Consider the following 17,114-nt stretch of genomic DNA (forward strand, 5'->3'; position numbering starts at 1 on the left):
CGGCATGTTCCGTGGGGCGTCCGCCCGGGGGCACCTTCAGGGTGCCCGGCGGGCGATCACCCGGTACGCGTTGGCGAAGCCGGTGCGGGTCGCGAGCGGGGCCAGGAGCCGGTCGGCGGCGCGGGCGGCGCCGATGAAGGGGGCCCCGGCCCGGGAGAACGCCGCACGGGCCGTGCGCTGGAGGCCGGACGGCGGCCGGACGCGCCACGGGGCGTCGGGCGCGGGCAGTCCGCGGCCGAGGGCGAGGGTGAGCGCGGCGGCGAGGTCGACGGGCACATGGGCCTCGCGGCGGCCGGTGGCGACGACCTCGAAGCCGAGCTCCCGCAGGGCGCTGCACAGGTTGTCGAGCGGGATCAGGTGCAGGTGCTGCGGCTGGAACCAGGACAGCCACCAGCCGCCGAGCAGCGGCGCCCAGCGGCACGCGGGGTCGGCCGACTCGACGAGCAGATGACCGCCGGGGCGCAGCACGGTGCGGGCCGCGGCGAGTTCGGCGCGCGGGTCGGGCCCCTGCTCCAGGCGGTGGAACATGCTCAGGACGTCGTAGCGGCCTGCGAGCTCGGGCGCCAGGCCGGTGAGGGTGCCGCGATGGCCCTCCTCGATCCGGCCGAGCCCGACGGCGTCCTCGACCACGGCGCTGGTGTCGAGGCCGTCGAAGGCGGTGTACGGGTGCACGTCCTTGGCCGCCGCGGGGAAGTGCGCGTAGCCGGTGCCGACGTCGAGCCAGCTCTCGGGTTCGCCGTGCGGCAGCATGGCGAGGGCGGCGGCGCGGTGGCGCCGGGCGCTGTCGCGGGCGCCCAAGAGCTTCACGGCGGCCTCGGGGCCGATGCCGCCGCGGAGGTCCCGGTGGTAGAAGTCGCGGCCCTGGTCGGTCAGCGGCGGGTTCTGGAAGACGTGTGCGCAGTCGCGGCACCGGTCGAGCACGAAGGTGCCCGGTTTGCGCTGCACCAGATCGGTGGTGCGCAGGCGGGTGTGCAGCCGCGCCGATCCGCACCACGGGCAGTCCGTGCGGCGTGGCCCGTGGAACCGGTCGGTGCCCCGGGCGAGCTCGGCCAGATAGCCGGGGCGGCGTTCCGCGACGTCCTGCTGGGTGGGTGGCATGGCGGGGGCTCCGTGGTCCGGGGTTTTGTGACAATCCGGTGCAAAGCGGAACGTAGGTGATCACCGCAACGTGATCAATCACGTTCCCGGGTCGATGGGCCGCGTGGCGCTCCGGCGGGGGCCGGGGACGCGCGCCGCCGGGGCCGGAACTCCCCGGTACTGTTCGGCAGATGAGCGCCTTCAATGTCGACGACTTCACCGACCTGATCGAGCGGCCCGACGGCGGGGTGCGCCGCGACGCCGAGGAGCGGCGGGAGCGGCTGGTCGTGCCTCCCGGCTCACTGGGCCGCCTCGACGAACTGGGCGAGTGGCTGTCCGCGGCGCAGGGCGCCGTGCCGGTCCGGCCGGTCGAGCGGCCGCGGGTGGTGCTGTTCGCGGGCGACCACGGCATCGCGGAGCTGGGCGTCTCCGCACGTCCGGCGGGCGGCGCCGCCACGCTGGTGCGCGCGGTGCTGGAGGGCGCGAGCCCGGTCTCGGTGCTGGCACGGCGGCTCGGCGTGCCCGTACGGGTGGTCGACATGGCGCTCGACTGCGACCCGGACGAACTGCCCGCGGAGGTGGTGCGCCACCGGGTGCGGCGCGGCTCGGGACGTATCGACACCGAGGACGCGCTGACGCCGGAGGAGGCGGAGGCGGCCTTCCGTGCGGGCGTGGCGGTCGCCGACGAGGAGGCCGACGCGGGTACGGACCTGGTGGTGCTCGGCGATGTGAGCGTCGGCGGCACGACGCCCGCGGCGACGCTCGTCGCCGCGCTGTGCGGCACCGACGCGTCGGTGGTGACCGGCCGGGGCGGGCAGGCGATCGACGACCTCGCGTGGATGCGCAAGTGCGCGGCCGTGCGGGACGCCCTGCGACGGGCCCGGCCGGTCCTGGGCGACCAGCTCCAGCTGCTGGCCACCGTGGGTGGCGCCGACCTGGCGGCGATCACCGGCTTCCTTCTGCAGTGCGCGGTGCGCAAGACGCCGGTGATCCTGGACGGTGTCGTGTCGGCGGCGTGCGCGCTGGTGGGACAGCGGATCGCGTTCCGGGCGCCGGACTGGTGGCTCGCGGGCCACGGCAGCGGGGAGCCCGCGCAGGCGAAGGCACTGGACCGGATGGCACTCAACCCGTTGCTCGACCACGGCGTCACTGTGGGCGAGGGCGTCGGCGCGCTGCTGGCCCTGCCGACGGTGCAGGCCGCGGCGGCGCTGGCCGCAGAGCTGCCGGAGGCACCGGTGCTGGACCGCTGACCGACACCGGCTCCGGCGTCCACCGTGGGCACCGGGGCCGGGCGCCGTCACAGCAGTGACAGGGAACCCTGGACGATCAGGCTCCCGTTGGCGCCCCTCAATGCCCCATATGATCGCTTTTCATGGGAGACGTCCAGGTGGTGGTGGAACGGGACCCGGTACGACGGGTCGAGACCGACCGGGAAGGCCCGGTACGTCGACCCGGCGGTACCGCATCGCGGCGATGTGCCGCTTTTGCCGTGTGGTATCTGCGGGCCGTCACGTTCGTCAACCTGCTGAGCGCCGTGTGGGTTTCGCTCGGCCAGGATCTGCGGCGGCACAACACGGAGAACTTCTTCACTCCGTACCTGCTGACCGCGGGCTTCGCCTCGGGCGTGTTCACGATGTTCCTGGCGATCACGATGCGCCGCCGCAAGCGGGCCGCATGGATCCTCAACACGGTGCTCAGCGGGCTCTTCCTGCTGCTGTTCGCCTTCGCGATGTGCTTCCCGGAGATCCGGCGGTACGCGCAGAACTGGATCTCGCTCGTCCTGACCGCCGCGTTCGTCGGGGCACTGTGGGGCGGCCGGCGGGAGTTCTACGCGAAGGGCGACCGCTCCAACCCGAAGCTGGCCTCGGCCGTCGCGGCCGGCGGACTGCTCATGTCGTCCCTGCTGGCCGGACTGCTGGTCACCGTCACCAACCATCCCCCGGCCGGGACCAGCTCGACCTTCATGGAGCGCTGGCGCTACGGCACCCTGCGGCTGATCTCGGTAGCCGCCGACGACTCGCACTACTCCGGTATCGCCACGCCGAACTGGGTCGACGTCACCATCAACGTCATCAGCACCGTGCTGCTGCTCGCCGTGCTGTACGCAGCCTTCCGCTCCCGGCGGGCCGTGGACCCGCTGACGGAGGACGACGAGGAACGGCTGCGGGAGCTGCTGGACCGGCACGGCGAACGGGACTCGCTCGGCTACTTCGCGCTGCGCCGCGAGAAGAGCGTGGTGTGGTCGCCGACCGGCAAGGCCGCGGTCGCCTACCGCGTCGTCGGCGGGGTCTCGCTCGCCTCCGGCGACCCGATCGGCGACCCGGAGGCCTGGCCCGGCGCCATCGGTCCCTGGCTCGCCGAGGCGCGCGAGCACGGCTGGATCCCGGCGGTGATGGGCGCGGGCGAGGAGGCGGGCACCATCTACGCCCGGCACGGCCTCGACGCACTGGAGCTGGGCGACGAAGCGATCGTCGAAACCGCCGAGTTCACGCTGGAGGGCCGTGCGATGCGGACCGTCCGGCAGGCCTACAACCGGGTCAGGAGAGCCGGTTACCAGGTGCGGATCCGGCGCCACGCGGACATCCCGGCCGCCGAGATGGACGTACTGCTGGCGCGCGCGGACGACTGGCGGGACGGGGCGACGGAGCGCGGCTTCTCGATGGCACTGGGCCGGCTCGGCGACCCCGCCGACGGCCAGTGCGTGATGCTGGAGTGCACGGACGCACAGGGCGAGTTGCGGGCCCTGCTGTCCTTCGTGCCGTGGGGCCCGCATGGCCTCTCGCTGGACCTGATGCGACGCGACCGGGACTCCGAGAACGGCCTGATGGAGTTCATGGTCATCGAACTTCTGCAGCGATCCGGAGAGATCGGGATCACTCAGGTTTCGCTCAACTTTGCGATGTTCCGTTCCGTCTTCGAACGTGGCTCGCGCCTCGGCGCGGGCCCGGTGCTCCGCGCCTGGCGCTCGCTGCTGAGCTTCTTCTCCCGCTGGTGGCAGATCGAGTCCCTGTACCGCGCCAACGCGAAGTACCGGCCCATCTGGGAGCCGCGCTTCCTGCTCTTCGAGAAGAGCGCGGACCTGCTGCGCATCGGGATCGCGTCCGGCCGCGCCGAGGGGTTCCTGGAGGCGCCGGGACTGCCCAAGTGGCTGCACCGCACCCACCTGCAGTCCCGACGCACCCCCCTGGAGCCTCCGGAATGAAATCCGTCGCCCGCCTCGCACGCGCCGAGTGGAGACCCTTGTGGGAGACCGCGAGGGACGTCCTCACGGCGCGGGGGTGGCGGGCGATCCCCTTAACCCTCTGCGCGGTCTGCCTCACGGCGCTGCTCCAGTACGTGCAGAACCGGCCGTGGGGCTACCCCGTGATCCAGGAGCTCGGCGCTCCGCGCGCCGCCGACCCGCTCCCCCACGCCCTGCTGCGCACCCCGCTCTCGGTCTTCGTCCCCGCCCTGGACCTGCCGGTGTGGGGCGCGCTGGTGCAGATACTGCTCGTGTTCGGCATCGCCGAGATCTTCCTGGGCTGGCGGCACACCCTCTCCATCGCCTATCTCGCGACCCTGTGCGGCACTCTGTACGCACGCGTCGCCATCGCGATCGGCCCGGACAGCGTCGTCGGGCTGCCCGGCACCCAGGCGCGCGTCGTCGACGCGGGCCCCTCGGCGGCGGTGGTCGGCCTCGCGGTGTACGTCGCCGTGCGCAACCGCGCCTACGTCACGGCGTCCCTCGTGGCCTCCGCCATGGCGGTCGAGGCCCTGTGCAAGCCGAACCTGGCCGGCAAGGAGCACCTGGCCGCGATCGCCGGGGTCCTCACCCTGTACGGCGTCACGGCGGTACGTCAGCGCCGGTCCGTCGACCGGGTCGGCAGCGGGTCCGGCTTGCCCCCGATCCAGTCCTGAATCCGGCGGCTCGGGCCCGACCAGCGGCGGTCGTGGTGGTACGCCCGCAGCTGCGCCCGGGCCCGGGCGCGCGGACGGTTCCGGTAGAACCTGCGCGCCCACACCGAGTGGGGACGGGCCAGCCGGACCGCGGCGAAGAAGGCCACGAACGGCACGATCGCGCCGATCACCGCCAGTCTGAGCTTGCCCTTGACGAGGGCGACCAGCGAGAAGGCGAAGTTCACGGCGATGTTCAGCACCACGACGGCCCGGTCCTGCATCTCATCGGCCGTCAGGTCGTTCACGCCGAACGGAACGAAGCCCCCGAGCAGCAGCAGCACCAGCGCCGCGGTCAGCACGACCACCTCGACACTCTTGCGGCCCTCCTCCGTCCAGTACACGTCGTCCAGGTGCAGGATCAGCGCGAACTCGTCCAGCACCAGCCCGGCCCCGATCCCGAAGAGCACGGCGGACAGCAGCGCCCCGAACCCCGCGGCGCCGCTCGCCACGGCACCGAACCCCCCGACCACGGTGAGCACGACCCCCGGTACGACGTGGTGGATGTGCAGCCCCCCGGCCTTCACGTTCCCGAAGGGCCCCCTTCCGGCGCGGATGAGCCGGGTGATGACACGGGTGACGACGAAGGTGACGACGAAGGAGAGCAGCGCGAGCAGCAGGGGCAGCTTCCCCGGCTCGACGATGTTCCGGTACCACCAGTGCCCCATATGCGTAACTTAGTGGGATTCAGGCTTTTCGCTACCGCTCCGCTGGTTCCGCCCGGCGCACGCGTCCCGCCGCACGCCGTGCGTGCAGGCGTGCAGGCGTGCAGGCGTGCAGGCGTGCAGGCGTGCAGGCGTGCAGGCGGCCCGAACGACCGGCTGCACCGCCGGGTACCCTGCCGCGGTGTCCCGAGCTCCCTCCCTCCACGGCCTCCGCTTCGCCTTCGGCACCCTCACGGTGCTCCCGGTGAAGGTCCACCGCTGGGACCGCGCGGCAGCGCGCGGCGGCATGCTCTGCGCCCCGGTGGCCGGGGCGGTGGTCGGCCTCGCGGCCGCCGCCGCGGGAACCGCGCTGCTGTTCCTGGGCACGGGCCCCCTCCTCGCGGCGGTGGCGACGGTCGCCGTCCCGGCCGTCCTCACCCGGGGGCTGCACCTCGACGGCCTCGCCGACACGGCGGACGGCCTCGGCAGCGGCAGACCCGCGGATGACGCCCTGCGCATCATGAAGCAGTCCGACATCGGCCCCTTCGGCGTCATCACCCTCGTCCTGGTCCTCCTCGCCCAAGTGGCCGCCCTGGCCCCGCTGTACGAGACCTCCTGGGCCCGCGGCGCCGTCGCCGCGGCGGTCTCGGCGACGGCCGCCCGGCTCGCCCTGACGGGGGCGGCCCGCACCGGCGTCCCCGCGGCCCGCCCCGAGGGCCTGGGCGCCGCCGTCGCCGAGACGGTGCCGGCGCGGGCCGCGCTGCTCGTGGCCGTCGGCGTGATCTGCTCCGCCGCGGCGGCGGGTGCGCTCGCCGGGACGGACACCGCGGCCGACGCCGTCCGCTGTGCCGCGGCCGTCGTCGCGGCCTGCGCAGCGGCCGAGGCGCTGCTGCGGCACTGCGTCCGGCGCTTCGGCGGGGTGACCGGCGATGTGTTCGGCGGCCTCGCCGAGACCGCCGCGACGGCGGCCCTCGTGGTCCTGGCGACCGGCGCCTGACGCGCGATCGCCGCACCCTCGGCGGGCGGGCACCGCAAAGTCGGGCGCCCGGAACGCACCTACCGGCGCCTCAGGGCATAACGGAGCGTAGGCTCCTTCTCAGTACACCCCCGGCCCGATCTAGGCTGCCGTCGGGCCGGCCGACCCACCCCTCTCGGCCATGGAACTCAAGGGAAGCGAGATTTCACCACCGTGACTGCTCTGACTCTCAGCACCGCCGCGGCGCACAGCCTGCGCGCCGACGCGATCGTCGTCGGTGTCGCGAAGGGCGCCAAGGGCCCCGTCGTCGCGCCCGGCGCCGAGGCCGTGGACGAGGCGTACGACGGCAAGCTCGCCTCCGTCCTGGAGACCCTCGGCGCCTCCGGGGCCGAGGGCGAGGTGACCAAGCTGCCCTCACCCGCCGGCTTCAAGGCCCCGGTCGTGCTGGCGGTCGGGCTCGGCGCGGTCCCCGAGAAGGACGAGGAATACGCCGCCGAGGCGCTGCGCCAGGCGGCGGGCACCGCCTCCCGCGCCCTCGCCGGTTCGAAGAAGGCCGCGTTCGCGCTGCCGCTGCTCGACTCCGGGGACGCGGGCGCAGTCGCCGAGGGCGCCCTGCTGGGCGCGTACGTCTTCGGCGCCTACAAGGACAACGGAAAGAACGGCAAGGCGCCGCTCGCCGAGGTGGCGCTGCTCGGTGGCAAGCCCCGCGACAAGGCGTACAAGGCCGCCGTCGAGCGTGCCACCGCCGTCGCCGAGGAGCTGAACCGCGCCCGGGACCTCGTCAACACCCCGCCGAACGACCTCAACCCGGAGTCCTTCGCGGCCGTCGCGACGGCCGCCGCCAAGGAGAACGGCCTCAAGGTCCAGGTCCTCGACGAGAAGGCGCTGGACAAGGGCGGCTACGGCGGCATCCTCGGTGTCGGCGCCGGCTCGGCCGCCGGTCCGCGGCTCGTCAAGCTCGCGTACACGCACCCCAAGGCGTCCAAGCACCTGGCGTTCGTCGGCAAGGGCATCACCTACGACTCGGGCGGCATCTCGCTGAAGCCGGCGGGTCACAACGAGACGATGAAGTGCGACATGGCGGGCGCCGCCGCCGTGTTCGCCGCGGTCGTCGCCGCTGCCCGCCTGGGCCTCGAGGTCAATGTGACCGGCTGGCTCGCGCTCGCCGAGAACATGCCGTCCGGCTCCGCGACCCGCCCCGGCGACGTGCTGCGCATGTACAGCGGCAAGACCGTCGAGGTGCTGAACACCGACGCCGAGGGCCGGCTCGTGCTGGCCGACGCGATCACCAAGGCGTCGGAGGAGAAGCCGGACGCGATCATCGACGTGGCGACGCTGACCGGCGCGATGGTGCTCGCACTCGGCTCCCGCACCTTCGGCGTCATGGCGAACGACGACGCCTTCCGCACCTCCGTGCACGAGATCGCCGAAGAGGCCGGCGAGCCGTCCTGGCCGATGCCGCTGCCGGACCACCTGAAGAAGGGCATGGACTCGCCGACCGCGGACATCGCGAACATGGGCGAGCGCATGGGCGGCGGCCTGGTCGCCGGTCTCTTCCTCCAGGAGTTCGTGGGCGACGGCATCACCTGGGCGCACCTGGACATCGCGGGCCCGGCCTTCAACGAGCAGGCCCCCTTCGGGTACACCCCCAAGGGCGGCACCGGCTCCGCGGTCCGCACCCTGGTCCGGCTCGCCGAGCGCACCGCCGCGGGCGACCTGGGCTGAGGCTCTGCCGCACACGGCCCCGGGACGCGCCGCGTTCCGGGGCCGTTCGCTGTCGATGAACACAAGGCCGCCGTCTCGGGGAACGCACCTCGCCACGGACGGCGGGACGACGAAATCCGTCGAGTGCGACGTCTCACACACCGGCCCGGCGTCCCGCCGCCCGGTGACAAGTGCGAAGATGGGTTCTCGGCAGGACAGGGCCCCCACCACAGGGCCGAACATAGAGCGGCCGGACACCAGCCGCCGCCCGGTCATGGACGACCGGCGTACGGCGCACATGCATGGAGGACGTGACGTGGCGAACGACGCCAGCACCGTTTTCGACCTAGTGATCCTCGGCGGCGGTAGCGGCGGTTACGCCGCGGCCCTGCGCGGAGCTCAGCTGGGCCTGGACGTCGCCCTGATCGAGAAGGACAAGGTCGGCGGCACCTGCCTGCACCGCGGTTGCATCCCCACGAAGGCGCTGCTGCACGCCGGCGAGATCGCCGACCAGGCGCGCGAGGCCGAGCAGTTCGGTGTGAAGGCCTCCTTCGAGGGCATCGACATCAAGGCCGTCCACAAGTACAAGGACGAGGTCATCACGGGCCTGTACAAGGGTCTGCAGGGTCTCGTCGCCTCTCGCAAGGTGACGTACATCGAGGGCGAGGGCCGTCTGTCCTCCGCGACGTCCGTCGACGTGAACGGCCAGCGCATCCAGGGCCGCCACATCCTGCTGGCGACCGGCTCCGTGCCGAAGTCGCTGCCGGGCCTGGAGATCGACGGCAACCGCATCATCTCCTCGGACCACGCGCTCCAGCTGGACCGCGTCCCGCAGTCCGCGATCATCCTCGGCGGCGGTGTCATCGGCGTCGAGTTCGCCTCGGCGTGGAAGTCCTTCGGTACGGACGTCACGGTCGTCGAGGGCCTGAAGCACCTCGTGCCGGTCGAGGACGAGAACAGCTCGAAGCTCCTCGAGCGTGCCTTCCGCAAGCGCGGGATCAAGTTCAACCTCGGCACCTTCTTCGAGAAGGCCGAGTACACGGAGACCGGTGTGCGGGTCACGCTGGCCGACGGCAAGACCTTCGAGGCGGAGGTGCTGCTCGTCGCCATCGGCCGCGGCCCGGTCTCGGCCGGTCTCGGTTACGAGGAGCAGGGCGTCGCGATGGACCGCGGCTACGTCCTGGTCGACGAGTACATGCAGACCAACGTGCCGACCATCTCGGCCGTCGGTGACCTCGTCCCGACGCTGCAGCTCGCGCACGTCGGCTTCGCGGAGGGCATCCTGGTGGCGGAGCGTCTGGCCGGGCTGAAGCCCGTGCCGGTCGACTACGACGGTGTGCCGCGGGTGACGTACTGCCACCCGGAGGTCGCCTCCGTCGGCATCACCGAGGCCAAGGCCAAGGAGATCTACGGCGCGGACAAGGTCGTCGCTCTGAAGTACAACCTTGCGGGCAACGGCAAGAGCAAGATCCTGAAGACCGCGGGCGAGATCAAGCTCGTCCAGGTCAAGGACGGTGCCGTGGTCGGCGTCCACATGGTCGGCGACCGCATGGGCGAGCAGGTCGGCGAGGCCCAGCTGATCTACAACTGGGAGGCGCTGCCCGCCGAGGTCGCCCAGCTCATCCACGCCCACCCGACGCAGAACGAGGCGCTCGGCGAGGCCCACCTGGCGCTCGCGGGCAAGCCCCTGCACGCTCACGACTGACCCCCGGTCGTGTTTTCGGGCGCGACGACGACCACAGACTTCCGCACTTTCCGCAAGTGCACATTCGTAAGGAGCAACTGAAACCATGGCGGTTTCCGTAACCCTTCCGGCGCTCGGCGAGAGCGTCACCGAGGGCACTGTCACGCGCTGGCTGAAGGCCGAGGGCGAGCGCGTCGAGGCCGACGAGCCGCTGCTCGAGGTCTCCACCGACAAGGTCGACACCGAGATCCCCTCCCCCGCCTCCGGTGTCCTGGCCTCCATCAAGGTCGCCGAGGACGAGACCGTCGAGGTCGGCGCCGAGCTGGCCGTCATCGACGACGGCTCCGGTGCCCCCGCCGCTGCCCCGGCCCCCGCCGCCGAGGCCGCCCCGGCTCCGGCCGCCGCTCCGGCCCCCGCGGCCGAGGCCGCGCCGGCTCCGGCCGCTGCCCCGGCGCCGGCCGCCGAGGCCGCCCCGGCCGGTGGCGCCACCGGCACCGACGTGGTCCTCCCGGCGCTCGGCGAGAGCGTCACCGAGGGCACCGTCACCCGCTGGCTGAAGGAGGTCGGCGAGTCCGTCGAGGCCGACGAGCCGCTGCTCGAGGTCTCCACCGACAAGGTCGACACCGAGATCCCGGCGCCCACCTCCGGCGTGCTGCTCGAGATCGTGGTCGGCGAGGACGAGACCGCCGAGGTCGGCGCGAAGCTCGCCGTCATCGGTGCCCCGGGTGCCGCCCCTGCCGCCGCCCCGGCGCCCGCCGCTCCGGCCCCGGCCGCTGCCCCGGCCCCGGCTCCCGCCGCTGCCCCGGCCCCCGCCCCGGCTCCGGCTCCGGCCCCCGCCGCTGCCCCGGCTCCGGCTCCGGCTCCGGCCCCGGCTGCCGCTCCGGCACCCGCCGCCAAGGCCGCGCCCGCCGCGCCGGTCGACGAGGGCGCGTACGTGACCCCGCTGGTGCGCAAGCTCGCCGCCGAGAACGACGTGGACCTGTCCACGGTCAAGGGCACCGGTGTCGGCGGCCGCATCCGCAAGCAGGACGTCATCGCCGCCGCCGAGGCCCGCAAGGCCGCCCCGGCTCCGGCCGCCGCTGCCCCGGCCGCCGCCAAGGCCCCGGCGCTCGAGGTGTCCCCGCTGCGCGGTCAGACCGTCAAGATGACCCGCATGCGCAAGGTCATCGGCGACAACATGATGAAGGCGCTGCACACCCAGGCCCAGCTGTCCTCGGTCATCGAGGTCGACATCACCAAGCTGATGAAGCTGCGCGCCCGGGCCAAGGACGGCTTCGCCGCCCGTGAGGGCGTCAAGCTGTCCCCGATGCCGTTCTTCGTGAAGGCCGCCGCGCAGGCGCTGAAGGCCCACCCGGTCATCAACGCGCGGATCAACGAGGACGAGGGCACCATCACGTACTTCGACTCGGAGAACGTCGGCATCGCCGTGGACTCCGAGAAGGGTCTGATGACCCCGGTCATCAAGAACGCCGGCGACCTGAACATCGCGGGCATCTCGAAGGCCACCGCCGACCTGGCGAACAAGGTCCGGACCAGCAAGATCACCCCGGACGAGCTCGCCGGCGCGACCTTCACCATCTCCAACACCGGCTCGCGCGGCGCCCTGTTCGACACGATCATCGTGCCGCCGAACCAGGTCGCCATCCTGGGCATCGGTGCGACGGTGAAGCGTCCGGCCGTCATCGAGACCGCCGAGGGCACCGTCATCGGCGTCCGCGACATGGTCTACCTGACCCTGTCCTACGACCACCGTCTGGTGGACGGCGCCGACGCCGCCCGCTACCTGACCGCGGTCAAGGCGATCCTGGAAGCCGGCGAGTTCGAGGTCGACCTCGGGCTGTAAGCCGCCCCCGTACGAGCGGCGGACCCGCCCCCGTACCAGCGCGCCCCCGTCCGGAACTCCGGGCGGGGGCGCCGCCGTGTCCGGGCCGTCCGGCGAAAACCGTGTCCTACACCACTCCCTGAGCGTGTAAGCCTCGTCTCACCTGCGTAAAGCGCCCCCGTCCGGAGTCTTCCGCACGGGGGCGCGGCCGTATTGTCTAGACGTCAAAGCCTTTTCGGGGCCGTCGCCCCTGTCGAAGGAGCCCTCATGACCACCGCGCCCGTCGTCCACTCGCTGCGCGAGCAGATCCGCGAGCACATCGTGGAGGGGATCGTGAGCGGGCGCTGGAAGCCGGGCGAGCGGATCGTGGAGCGGCGGATCGCGACCGAGCTGGAGGTCAGCCAGACGCCGGTGCGGGAGGCGCTGCGCGAGCTGGAGTCGCTGCGGCTGATCGAGTCGGCGCCCAACAAGGGCGTACGGGTACGGAATCTCTCCGCCGCCGACCTGGAGGAGAGCTACCCCGTCCGCGCCGGTCTGGAGGCCATCGCGGCGGAGCTCGCGGCCGAGCGGCTGGCCGAGGACTGCTCGGCCCTGGAGCCGCATGTGGCGGCCCTGTACGAGGCCGACCGCAACGCCGACGGAACGGCGCAGGTCCGGCACACCGTGGCCTTCCACCGCGAGATGGTCCGGGCGGCCGGCAACAGCGTGCTCCTGCACACCTGGGAGGGCCTGGGCATCGAGGTGTTCACGGCGCTGTCCATCCGCTGGCTGGGGACGCGGCAGCAGTCGTACGCCGAGGAGCACGAGGCCCTGGTCGAGGCGTTCCGGAACCGTGATCCGCGGATCGCGGAGCTGGTGAAGGAGCACGTGCTGGGGTGCGCCCCGAGGGCCTGAGCCGAGCGGGGCCGTCGGCCCCGGCGGCCTGCGCCCCTCGAACCGGCCGGGCACGATGCTGCGGCCGGCACTGCCGTACCTCCCGGCGCCCCGCGGCGACCCGCGCCCGGTCCTCAGCCGCCACCCCCGTCCCGCGCCGTCCGCCCCGACCCGTCCCACCCGGGAACAAGCACCCGCTCATGTGTGCGATGGGCGCTCAGATGGTAGGGCCGACCTGGGAAAACAAGGCACTGGGTGCCCACCGTTGCGGCACCCTGTGCCTACTTTGCCTCGTGAGCCGTAATTTCCCGGGGTTCCCTTTGATCGATCATCGATCGGGGGCTTACAGTCTTCGTCGGGCTTCCACCGGAGCCCCACCCGCCCTGTCCTGCCAAAGACACCAAGGGCACCCCCGAACCCCCACCTGTGAGGGATCCCCCTTCGACTACGGAAGGCGGCGACATGACCGACCCCGACCGCATCCAGCCGAGCGAGCTCGACCAGCTCCCGGACCGCGACCCCGAGGAGACCGCCGAGTGGCAGGCCTCCCTGGACGCCGTCACCCAGGCGGCCGGGCCGCATCGTGCCGCGTACCTGATGCGCCGCACACTGGAGCGGGCCGAGGGCTCCGGTCTCGCGCTGCCGAAGCTGCTGGAGACGGACTACGTCAACAGCATCCCCACCTCCGCCGAGCCGGCCATTCCCGGTGACGAGGAGATGGAGCGCCGGATCACCGCGTGGAACCGCTGGAACGCGGCCGCGATGGTGACCCGCGGCTCGAAGCACGGCGTCGGCGGCCACATCGCCACCTTCGCCTCGGCCGCCTGGCTCTACGAGACCGGCTTCAACCACTTCTTCCAGGGCAAGGAGGGGGACGGCTCCGGCGACCAGCTGTACATCCAGGGCCACGCCTCCCCCGGCATCTACGCCCGTGCCTTCCTCGACGGCCGGCTGACCGAGCAGCACCTGGACAACTTCCGTCAGGAGGCCGGCGGCAACGGCCTGCCCTCCTACCCGCACCCGCGGCGCCTGCCCTGGCTGTGGGAGTTCCCGACGGTGTCCATGGGTCTGGGCCCGCTCTCCGCGATCTACCAGGCGCGCTTCAACCGCTACCTCACCAACCGCGGCATCAAGGACGTCTCCGCTTCGCATGTGTGGGCGTTCCTCGGCGACGGCGAGATGGACGAGCCCGAGTCGACGGCGGCGCTCGCGCTGGCCTCCCGCGAGGGCCTGGACAACCTGACCTTCGTCATCAACTGCAACCTGCAGCGCCTCGACGGTCCGGTGCGCGCCAACTTCAAGATCGTGCAGGAGCTGGAGGCCCAGTTCCGCGGCGCCGGCTGGAACGTCGTCAAGAGCCTGTGGGGCAACGCCTGGGACGAGCTCTTCCGGCTCGACACCACCGGCGCCCTGGTGCGCCGGCTGCGCGAGGTCCCGGACGCCCAGGTGCAGACGTACCAGACCCGCGGGGCCGCCTACATCCGCGAGGACTTCTTCGGAAAGGACCCGGCGCTCGCCGAGATGGCGAAGCTGCTGAGCGACGACAAGATCCTCGAGTGCTTCCACCTCTCCCGCGGTGGCCACGAGCCGCGCAAGGTGTACGCCGCGTACAAGGCCGCCCTGGAGCACAAGGGCGCGCCGACCGTGATCCTCGCGCAGACCGTCAAGGGCTTCACGCTCGGCGAGGGCTTCGCGTCGAAGAACGCCAACCACCAGATGAAGAAGCTGACGGTGGACGAGTTCAAGGCGATGCGCGATCTGCTCGACCTGCCGATCAAGGACGCCGACTTCACCGACGGCCAGGTGCCCTACGGCCACCCGGGCGCCGACTCGGCCGAGGTCCGGTATCTGCAGGAGCGCCGCGCGGCGCTCGGCGGTCCGGCCCCGGCCCGCCGTGTGCACCCGGTCGCGCCGCTGCCCGCGCCCGCCGACAAGGCCTTCACGGCGTTCGACAAGGGCTCCGGCTCGCAGTCGGTGGCGACGACCATGGCGTTCGTACGCCTGGTGAAGGACCTGGTGCGCGAAAAGGAGACCGGCAAGCGCTGGGTCCCGATCGTCCCGGACGAGGCCCGCACCTTCGGCATGGAGTCGCTGTTCCCGTCGCTCGGCATCTACTCGCCGAAGGGGCAGACGTACGAGCCGGTCGACCGCGACCAGCTGATGTACTACAAGGAAGCCAAGAACGGCCAGATCCTCAACGAGGGCATCACCGAGGCCGGTTCGATGGCGGACTTCATCGCCGCCTCGTCGTCGTACGCGACGCACGGCGAGACGATGATCCCCTTCTACATCTTCTACTCGATGTTCGGCTGGCAGCGCACCGCCGACCAGATGTGGCAGCTCGGCGACCAGCTGGGCCGCGGCTTCCTGGTGGGCGCCACGGCCGGCCGTACGACGCTGACGGGTGAAGGTCTGCAGCACGCGGACGGCCATTCGCCGGTGATCGCGGCGACCAACCCGGCCGCGCTGTCCTACGACCCGGCGTTCGCGTACGAGATCGCGACGATCGTCAAGGAGGGCCTGCGCCGTATGTACGGCGAGGCGGCTCCCGGCGAGGACCAGGACGTCTTCTACTACCTGACCGTCTACAACGAGCCGATGCCGCAGCCCGCGAAGCCGGCCGGGGTCGACGAGGGCATCATCAAGGGCCTGTACCGCTTCAACACGGCCGAGTCGGCCGGTCTCACGGTGCCCGCGAACGCCTCCCGTATCCAGCTGCTCGGCTCCGGCACGGCGATCCACTGGACGCTCCAGGCGCAGCAGCTGCTCGCCGAGGAGTGGGGCGTGGCCGCCGACGTGTGGTCCGCGACCTCCTGGACCGAGCTGCGCCGGGACGCGCTGGAGGCCGACGCGGCGCTGCTGCGCGGCGAGGAGCGCCTGCCGTACATCCGCAAGGCGCTGGAGGGCGTGGAGTCGCCGGTGCTGGCCGTGTCCGACTACATGCGCCAGGTCCCGGACCAGATCGCGCAGTGGGTCGAGCAGGACTGGAGCTCGCTGGGCGCGGACGGCTTCGGTCTGTCGGACACCCGTGACGCGGCCCGCCGTCACTTCGGTGTCGACGCGCAGTCGATCGTCGTCGCGGCGCTGGCGCAGCTCGCCAAGCGCGGCGAGGTCCCGGCGTCGGCCGTGAAGGAGGCGCGCGAGCGCTACGGCCTGTAACAGGCTGCCCGGAACGGGCGAAGGGGGCGGTTCTTCAGGGGAGCCGCCCCCTTCGCCGTTCCCCGGGGCCGGTACCCGGCGGTGCGGAGGCCGTGCGGGGCGGCGGCGGGGCGCACGCGGTCGCCGAGCGGCGGGGTGCACGGTCGTGGGGCGCACGGTCGCCGGGCGGCCGGAAGAATGCCCTCATGCGTGCTGCCCGGCTCATCAAGATGGTGCTCCTGCTCCAGTCCCGTCCGTCGATGACGGCGGCCGAGCTGGCGCGCGAGCTGGAGGTGTCGGAGCGCACCGTCACGCGGGACGCACAGGCGCTGTCGGAGGCGGGCGTGCCGGTGTACGCGGACCGGGGCCGGGCGGGCGGGTACCGCCTGGTCGGCGGCTACCGCACACGGCTGACCGGTCTCGCCCGCAGCGAGGCGGAGGCGCTGTTCCTGTCCGGTGTGCCGGGCGCGCTGCGCGACATGGGCCTGGAGGACGCCGCTTCGGCGGCGCGGCTGAAGGTGTCGGCGGCCCTGCTCCCCTCGCTGCGGGACGCCCCGCACACGGCGGCCCAGCGATTCCATCTGGACGCCCCCGCCTGGTTCGAGGAACCCGAGACCCCGCGTCTGCTCCCCGATGTCGCCGACGCGGTCTGGGACGACCGCCGCATCCTCGCCCGCTACCGTCGCAAGGACGGCGAGGTGGAGCGGGAGTTGGAACCGTACGGACTCGTGCTGAAGGCAGGGGTCTGGTACGTGTGCGCCCGTGTCCCGTCCGGCTCGCGGGTCTTCCGGGTGTACCGCATCGACCGGTTCACGGACGTGGTCCGGGGTGAGGAACGGTTCCAGCGGGACGAGGAGTTCGCACTGCCCGCGTTCTGGGCGGAGCGGGCCGCGCAGTTCGCGCGGGCGATCCTGCGGGCCGAGGTACGCGTGCGGCTGACGCCCCAGGGCGTGCGGATGCTGCCGTACGCCACCGACGCGGGAGCCGCCCGGGAGGCACTGGGGGCGGCCGGGGAACCCGACCGGCGGGGCCGGTTGACGGTGGACCTGCCCGTGGAGTCCGAGGAGGTGGCGTACACGCAGCTCATGATGCTCGGCCCGGAGGCGGAGGTACTGGAGCCGGACGGGCTGCGGCTGCGCTTCATACAGGCCGCGGCCCGGATGGCCCGACTGTACGGCGATGTCGGCGCGGAGAGCGAAGAGAAGGCAGAGCCCGCGGAGACCCCCGAGCCCGCGGAGACCGCCGAGGGCTCGGGGGGCCGGT

The 17,114-nt window shown here is 72.5% G+C and carries 11 protein-coding genes and 1 pseudogene; 10 read left to right on the forward strand and 2 right to left on the reverse strand.

The window, feature by feature from the left end; translation table 11 throughout:
• Positions 1-36 precede the first annotated feature (36 nt).
• On the reverse strand, positions 37-1,098 hold the full coding sequence (locus tag ACWCP6_RS00230) for a class I SAM-dependent methyltransferase (protein WP_450930041.1): 1,062 nt from the start codon (positions 1,096-1,098) through the stop codon (positions 37-39).
• Positions 1,099-1,268: 170 nt separating this feature from the next.
• Here ACWCP6_RS00230 and cobT point away from each other — a divergent pair, with 170 nt between their 5' ends.
• From cobT to ACWCP6_RS00245, 3 genes are all read left to right on the forward strand, one after another.
• Entirely contained in the window at positions 1,269-2,327 is a 1,059-nt protein-coding gene (gene cobT, locus ACWCP6_RS00235) for a nicotinate-nucleotide--dimethylbenzimidazole phosphoribosyltransferase (RefSeq protein WP_450930042.1), read from the forward strand.
• Between the two features lie 122 nt (positions 2,328-2,449).
• Positions 2,450-4,279: a phosphatidylglycerol lysyltransferase domain-containing protein gene (locus ACWCP6_RS00240; protein WP_450930043.1), complete on the forward strand. Its 1,830-nt coding sequence runs from the start codon at positions 2,450-2,452 to the stop codon at positions 4,277-4,279.
• Entirely contained in the window at positions 4,276-4,974 is a 699-nt protein-coding gene (locus ACWCP6_RS00245) for a hypothetical protein (protein WP_450930044.1), read from the forward strand. Before ACWCP6_RS00240 ends, ACWCP6_RS00245 begins: the two co-directional genes overlap by 4 nt.
• On the opposite strand, the gene ACWCP6_RS00250 is transcribed toward ACWCP6_RS00245, so the two are convergent.
• On the reverse strand, positions 4,914-5,678 hold the full coding sequence (locus ACWCP6_RS00250; RefSeq protein ID WP_450930045.1) for a hypothetical protein: 765 nt from the start codon (positions 5,676-5,678) through the stop codon (positions 4,914-4,916). The two genes, ACWCP6_RS00245 and ACWCP6_RS00250, sit on opposite strands and share 61 nt — an antisense overlap.
• Before the next feature lie 178 nt (positions 5,679-5,856).
• On the opposite strand from ACWCP6_RS00250, the gene ACWCP6_RS00255 reads away from it, so the two are divergent.
• The 7 genes and pseudogenes from ACWCP6_RS00255 to ACWCP6_RS00285 form a co-directional block, all read left to right on the forward strand.
• Positions 5,857-6,651, forward strand: a complete 795-nt coding sequence (locus ACWCP6_RS00255; RefSeq protein WP_450930046.1) for an adenosylcobinamide-GDP ribazoletransferase — start codon at positions 5,857-5,859, stop codon at positions 6,649-6,651.
• A 192-nt stretch (positions 6,652-6,843) separates the two neighbouring features.
• Positions 6,844-8,355, forward strand: coding sequence for a leucyl aminopeptidase (locus ACWCP6_RS00260; protein ID WP_450930047.1), 1,512 nt, complete (start codon positions 6,844-6,846; stop codon positions 8,353-8,355).
• Positions 8,356-8,650: 295 nt separating this feature from the next.
• Entirely contained in the window at positions 8,651-10,039 is a 1,389-nt protein-coding gene (gene lpdA / locus ACWCP6_RS00265; RefSeq protein WP_450930048.1) for a dihydrolipoyl dehydrogenase, read from the forward strand.
• Positions 10,040-10,124: 85 nt separating this feature from the next.
• Positions 10,125-11,861, forward strand: a complete 1,737-nt coding sequence (gene sucB / locus ACWCP6_RS00270) for a 2-oxoglutarate dehydrogenase, E2 component, dihydrolipoamide succinyltransferase (protein ID WP_450930049.1) — start codon at positions 10,125-10,127, stop codon at positions 11,859-11,861.
• Positions 11,862-12,107: 246 nt separating this feature from the next.
• Positions 12,108-12,734 carry a GntR family transcriptional regulator gene (locus ACWCP6_RS00275; protein ID WP_450930050.1) on the forward strand — a complete coding sequence of 209 codons (627 nt, stop codon included), beginning with the start codon at positions 12,108-12,110 and terminating at the stop codon, positions 12,732-12,734.
• 441 nt (positions 12,735-13,175) lie between these two features.
• Entirely contained in the window at positions 13,176-15,872 is a 2,697-nt protein-coding gene (gene aceE / locus ACWCP6_RS00280) for a pyruvate dehydrogenase (acetyl-transferring), homodimeric type (protein ID WP_450930051.1), read from the forward strand.
• A gap of 185 nt (positions 15,873-16,057) precedes the next feature.
• Positions 16,058-17,029 (forward strand): annotated as a pseudogene (locus tag ACWCP6_RS00285) (helix-turn-helix transcriptional regulator); the annotation flags it as partial.
• Between the last annotated feature and the right edge of the window lie 85 nt (positions 17,030-17,114).

It is taken from the genome of Streptomyces sp. NPDC002004, from assembly GCF_053593975.1.

Bases quoted from the DNA above. Each gene is read 5' to 3' on its own strand.
- cobT (WP_450930042.1), top strand. From the start codon at position 1,269: ATGAGCGCCTTCAATGTCGACGACTTCACCGACCTGATCGAGCGGCCC.
- sucB (WP_450930049.1), top strand. From the start codon at position 10,125: ATGGCGGTTTCCGTAACCCTTCCGGCGCTCGGCGAGAGCGTCACCGAG.
- ACWCP6_RS00240 (WP_450930043.1), top strand. From the start codon at position 2,450: ATGGGAGACGTCCAGGTGGTGGTGGAACGGGACCCGGTACGACGGGTC.
- ACWCP6_RS00250 (WP_450930045.1), bottom strand. From the start codon at position 5,678: ATGGGGCACTGGTGGTACCGGAACATCGTCGAGCCGGGGAAGCTGCCC.
- ACWCP6_RS00230 (WP_450930041.1), bottom strand. From the start codon at position 1,098: ATGCCACCCACCCAGCAGGACGTCGCGGAACGCCGCCCCGGCTATCTG.
- ACWCP6_RS00245 (WP_450930044.1), top strand. From the start codon at position 4,276: ATGAAATCCGTCGCCCGCCTCGCACGCGCCGAGTGGAGACCCTTGTGG.
- aceE (WP_450930051.1), top strand. From the start codon at position 13,176: ATGACCGACCCCGACCGCATCCAGCCGAGCGAGCTCGACCAGCTCCCG.
- ACWCP6_RS00275 (WP_450930050.1), top strand. From the start codon at position 12,108: ATGACCACCGCGCCCGTCGTCCACTCGCTGCGCGAGCAGATCCGCGAG.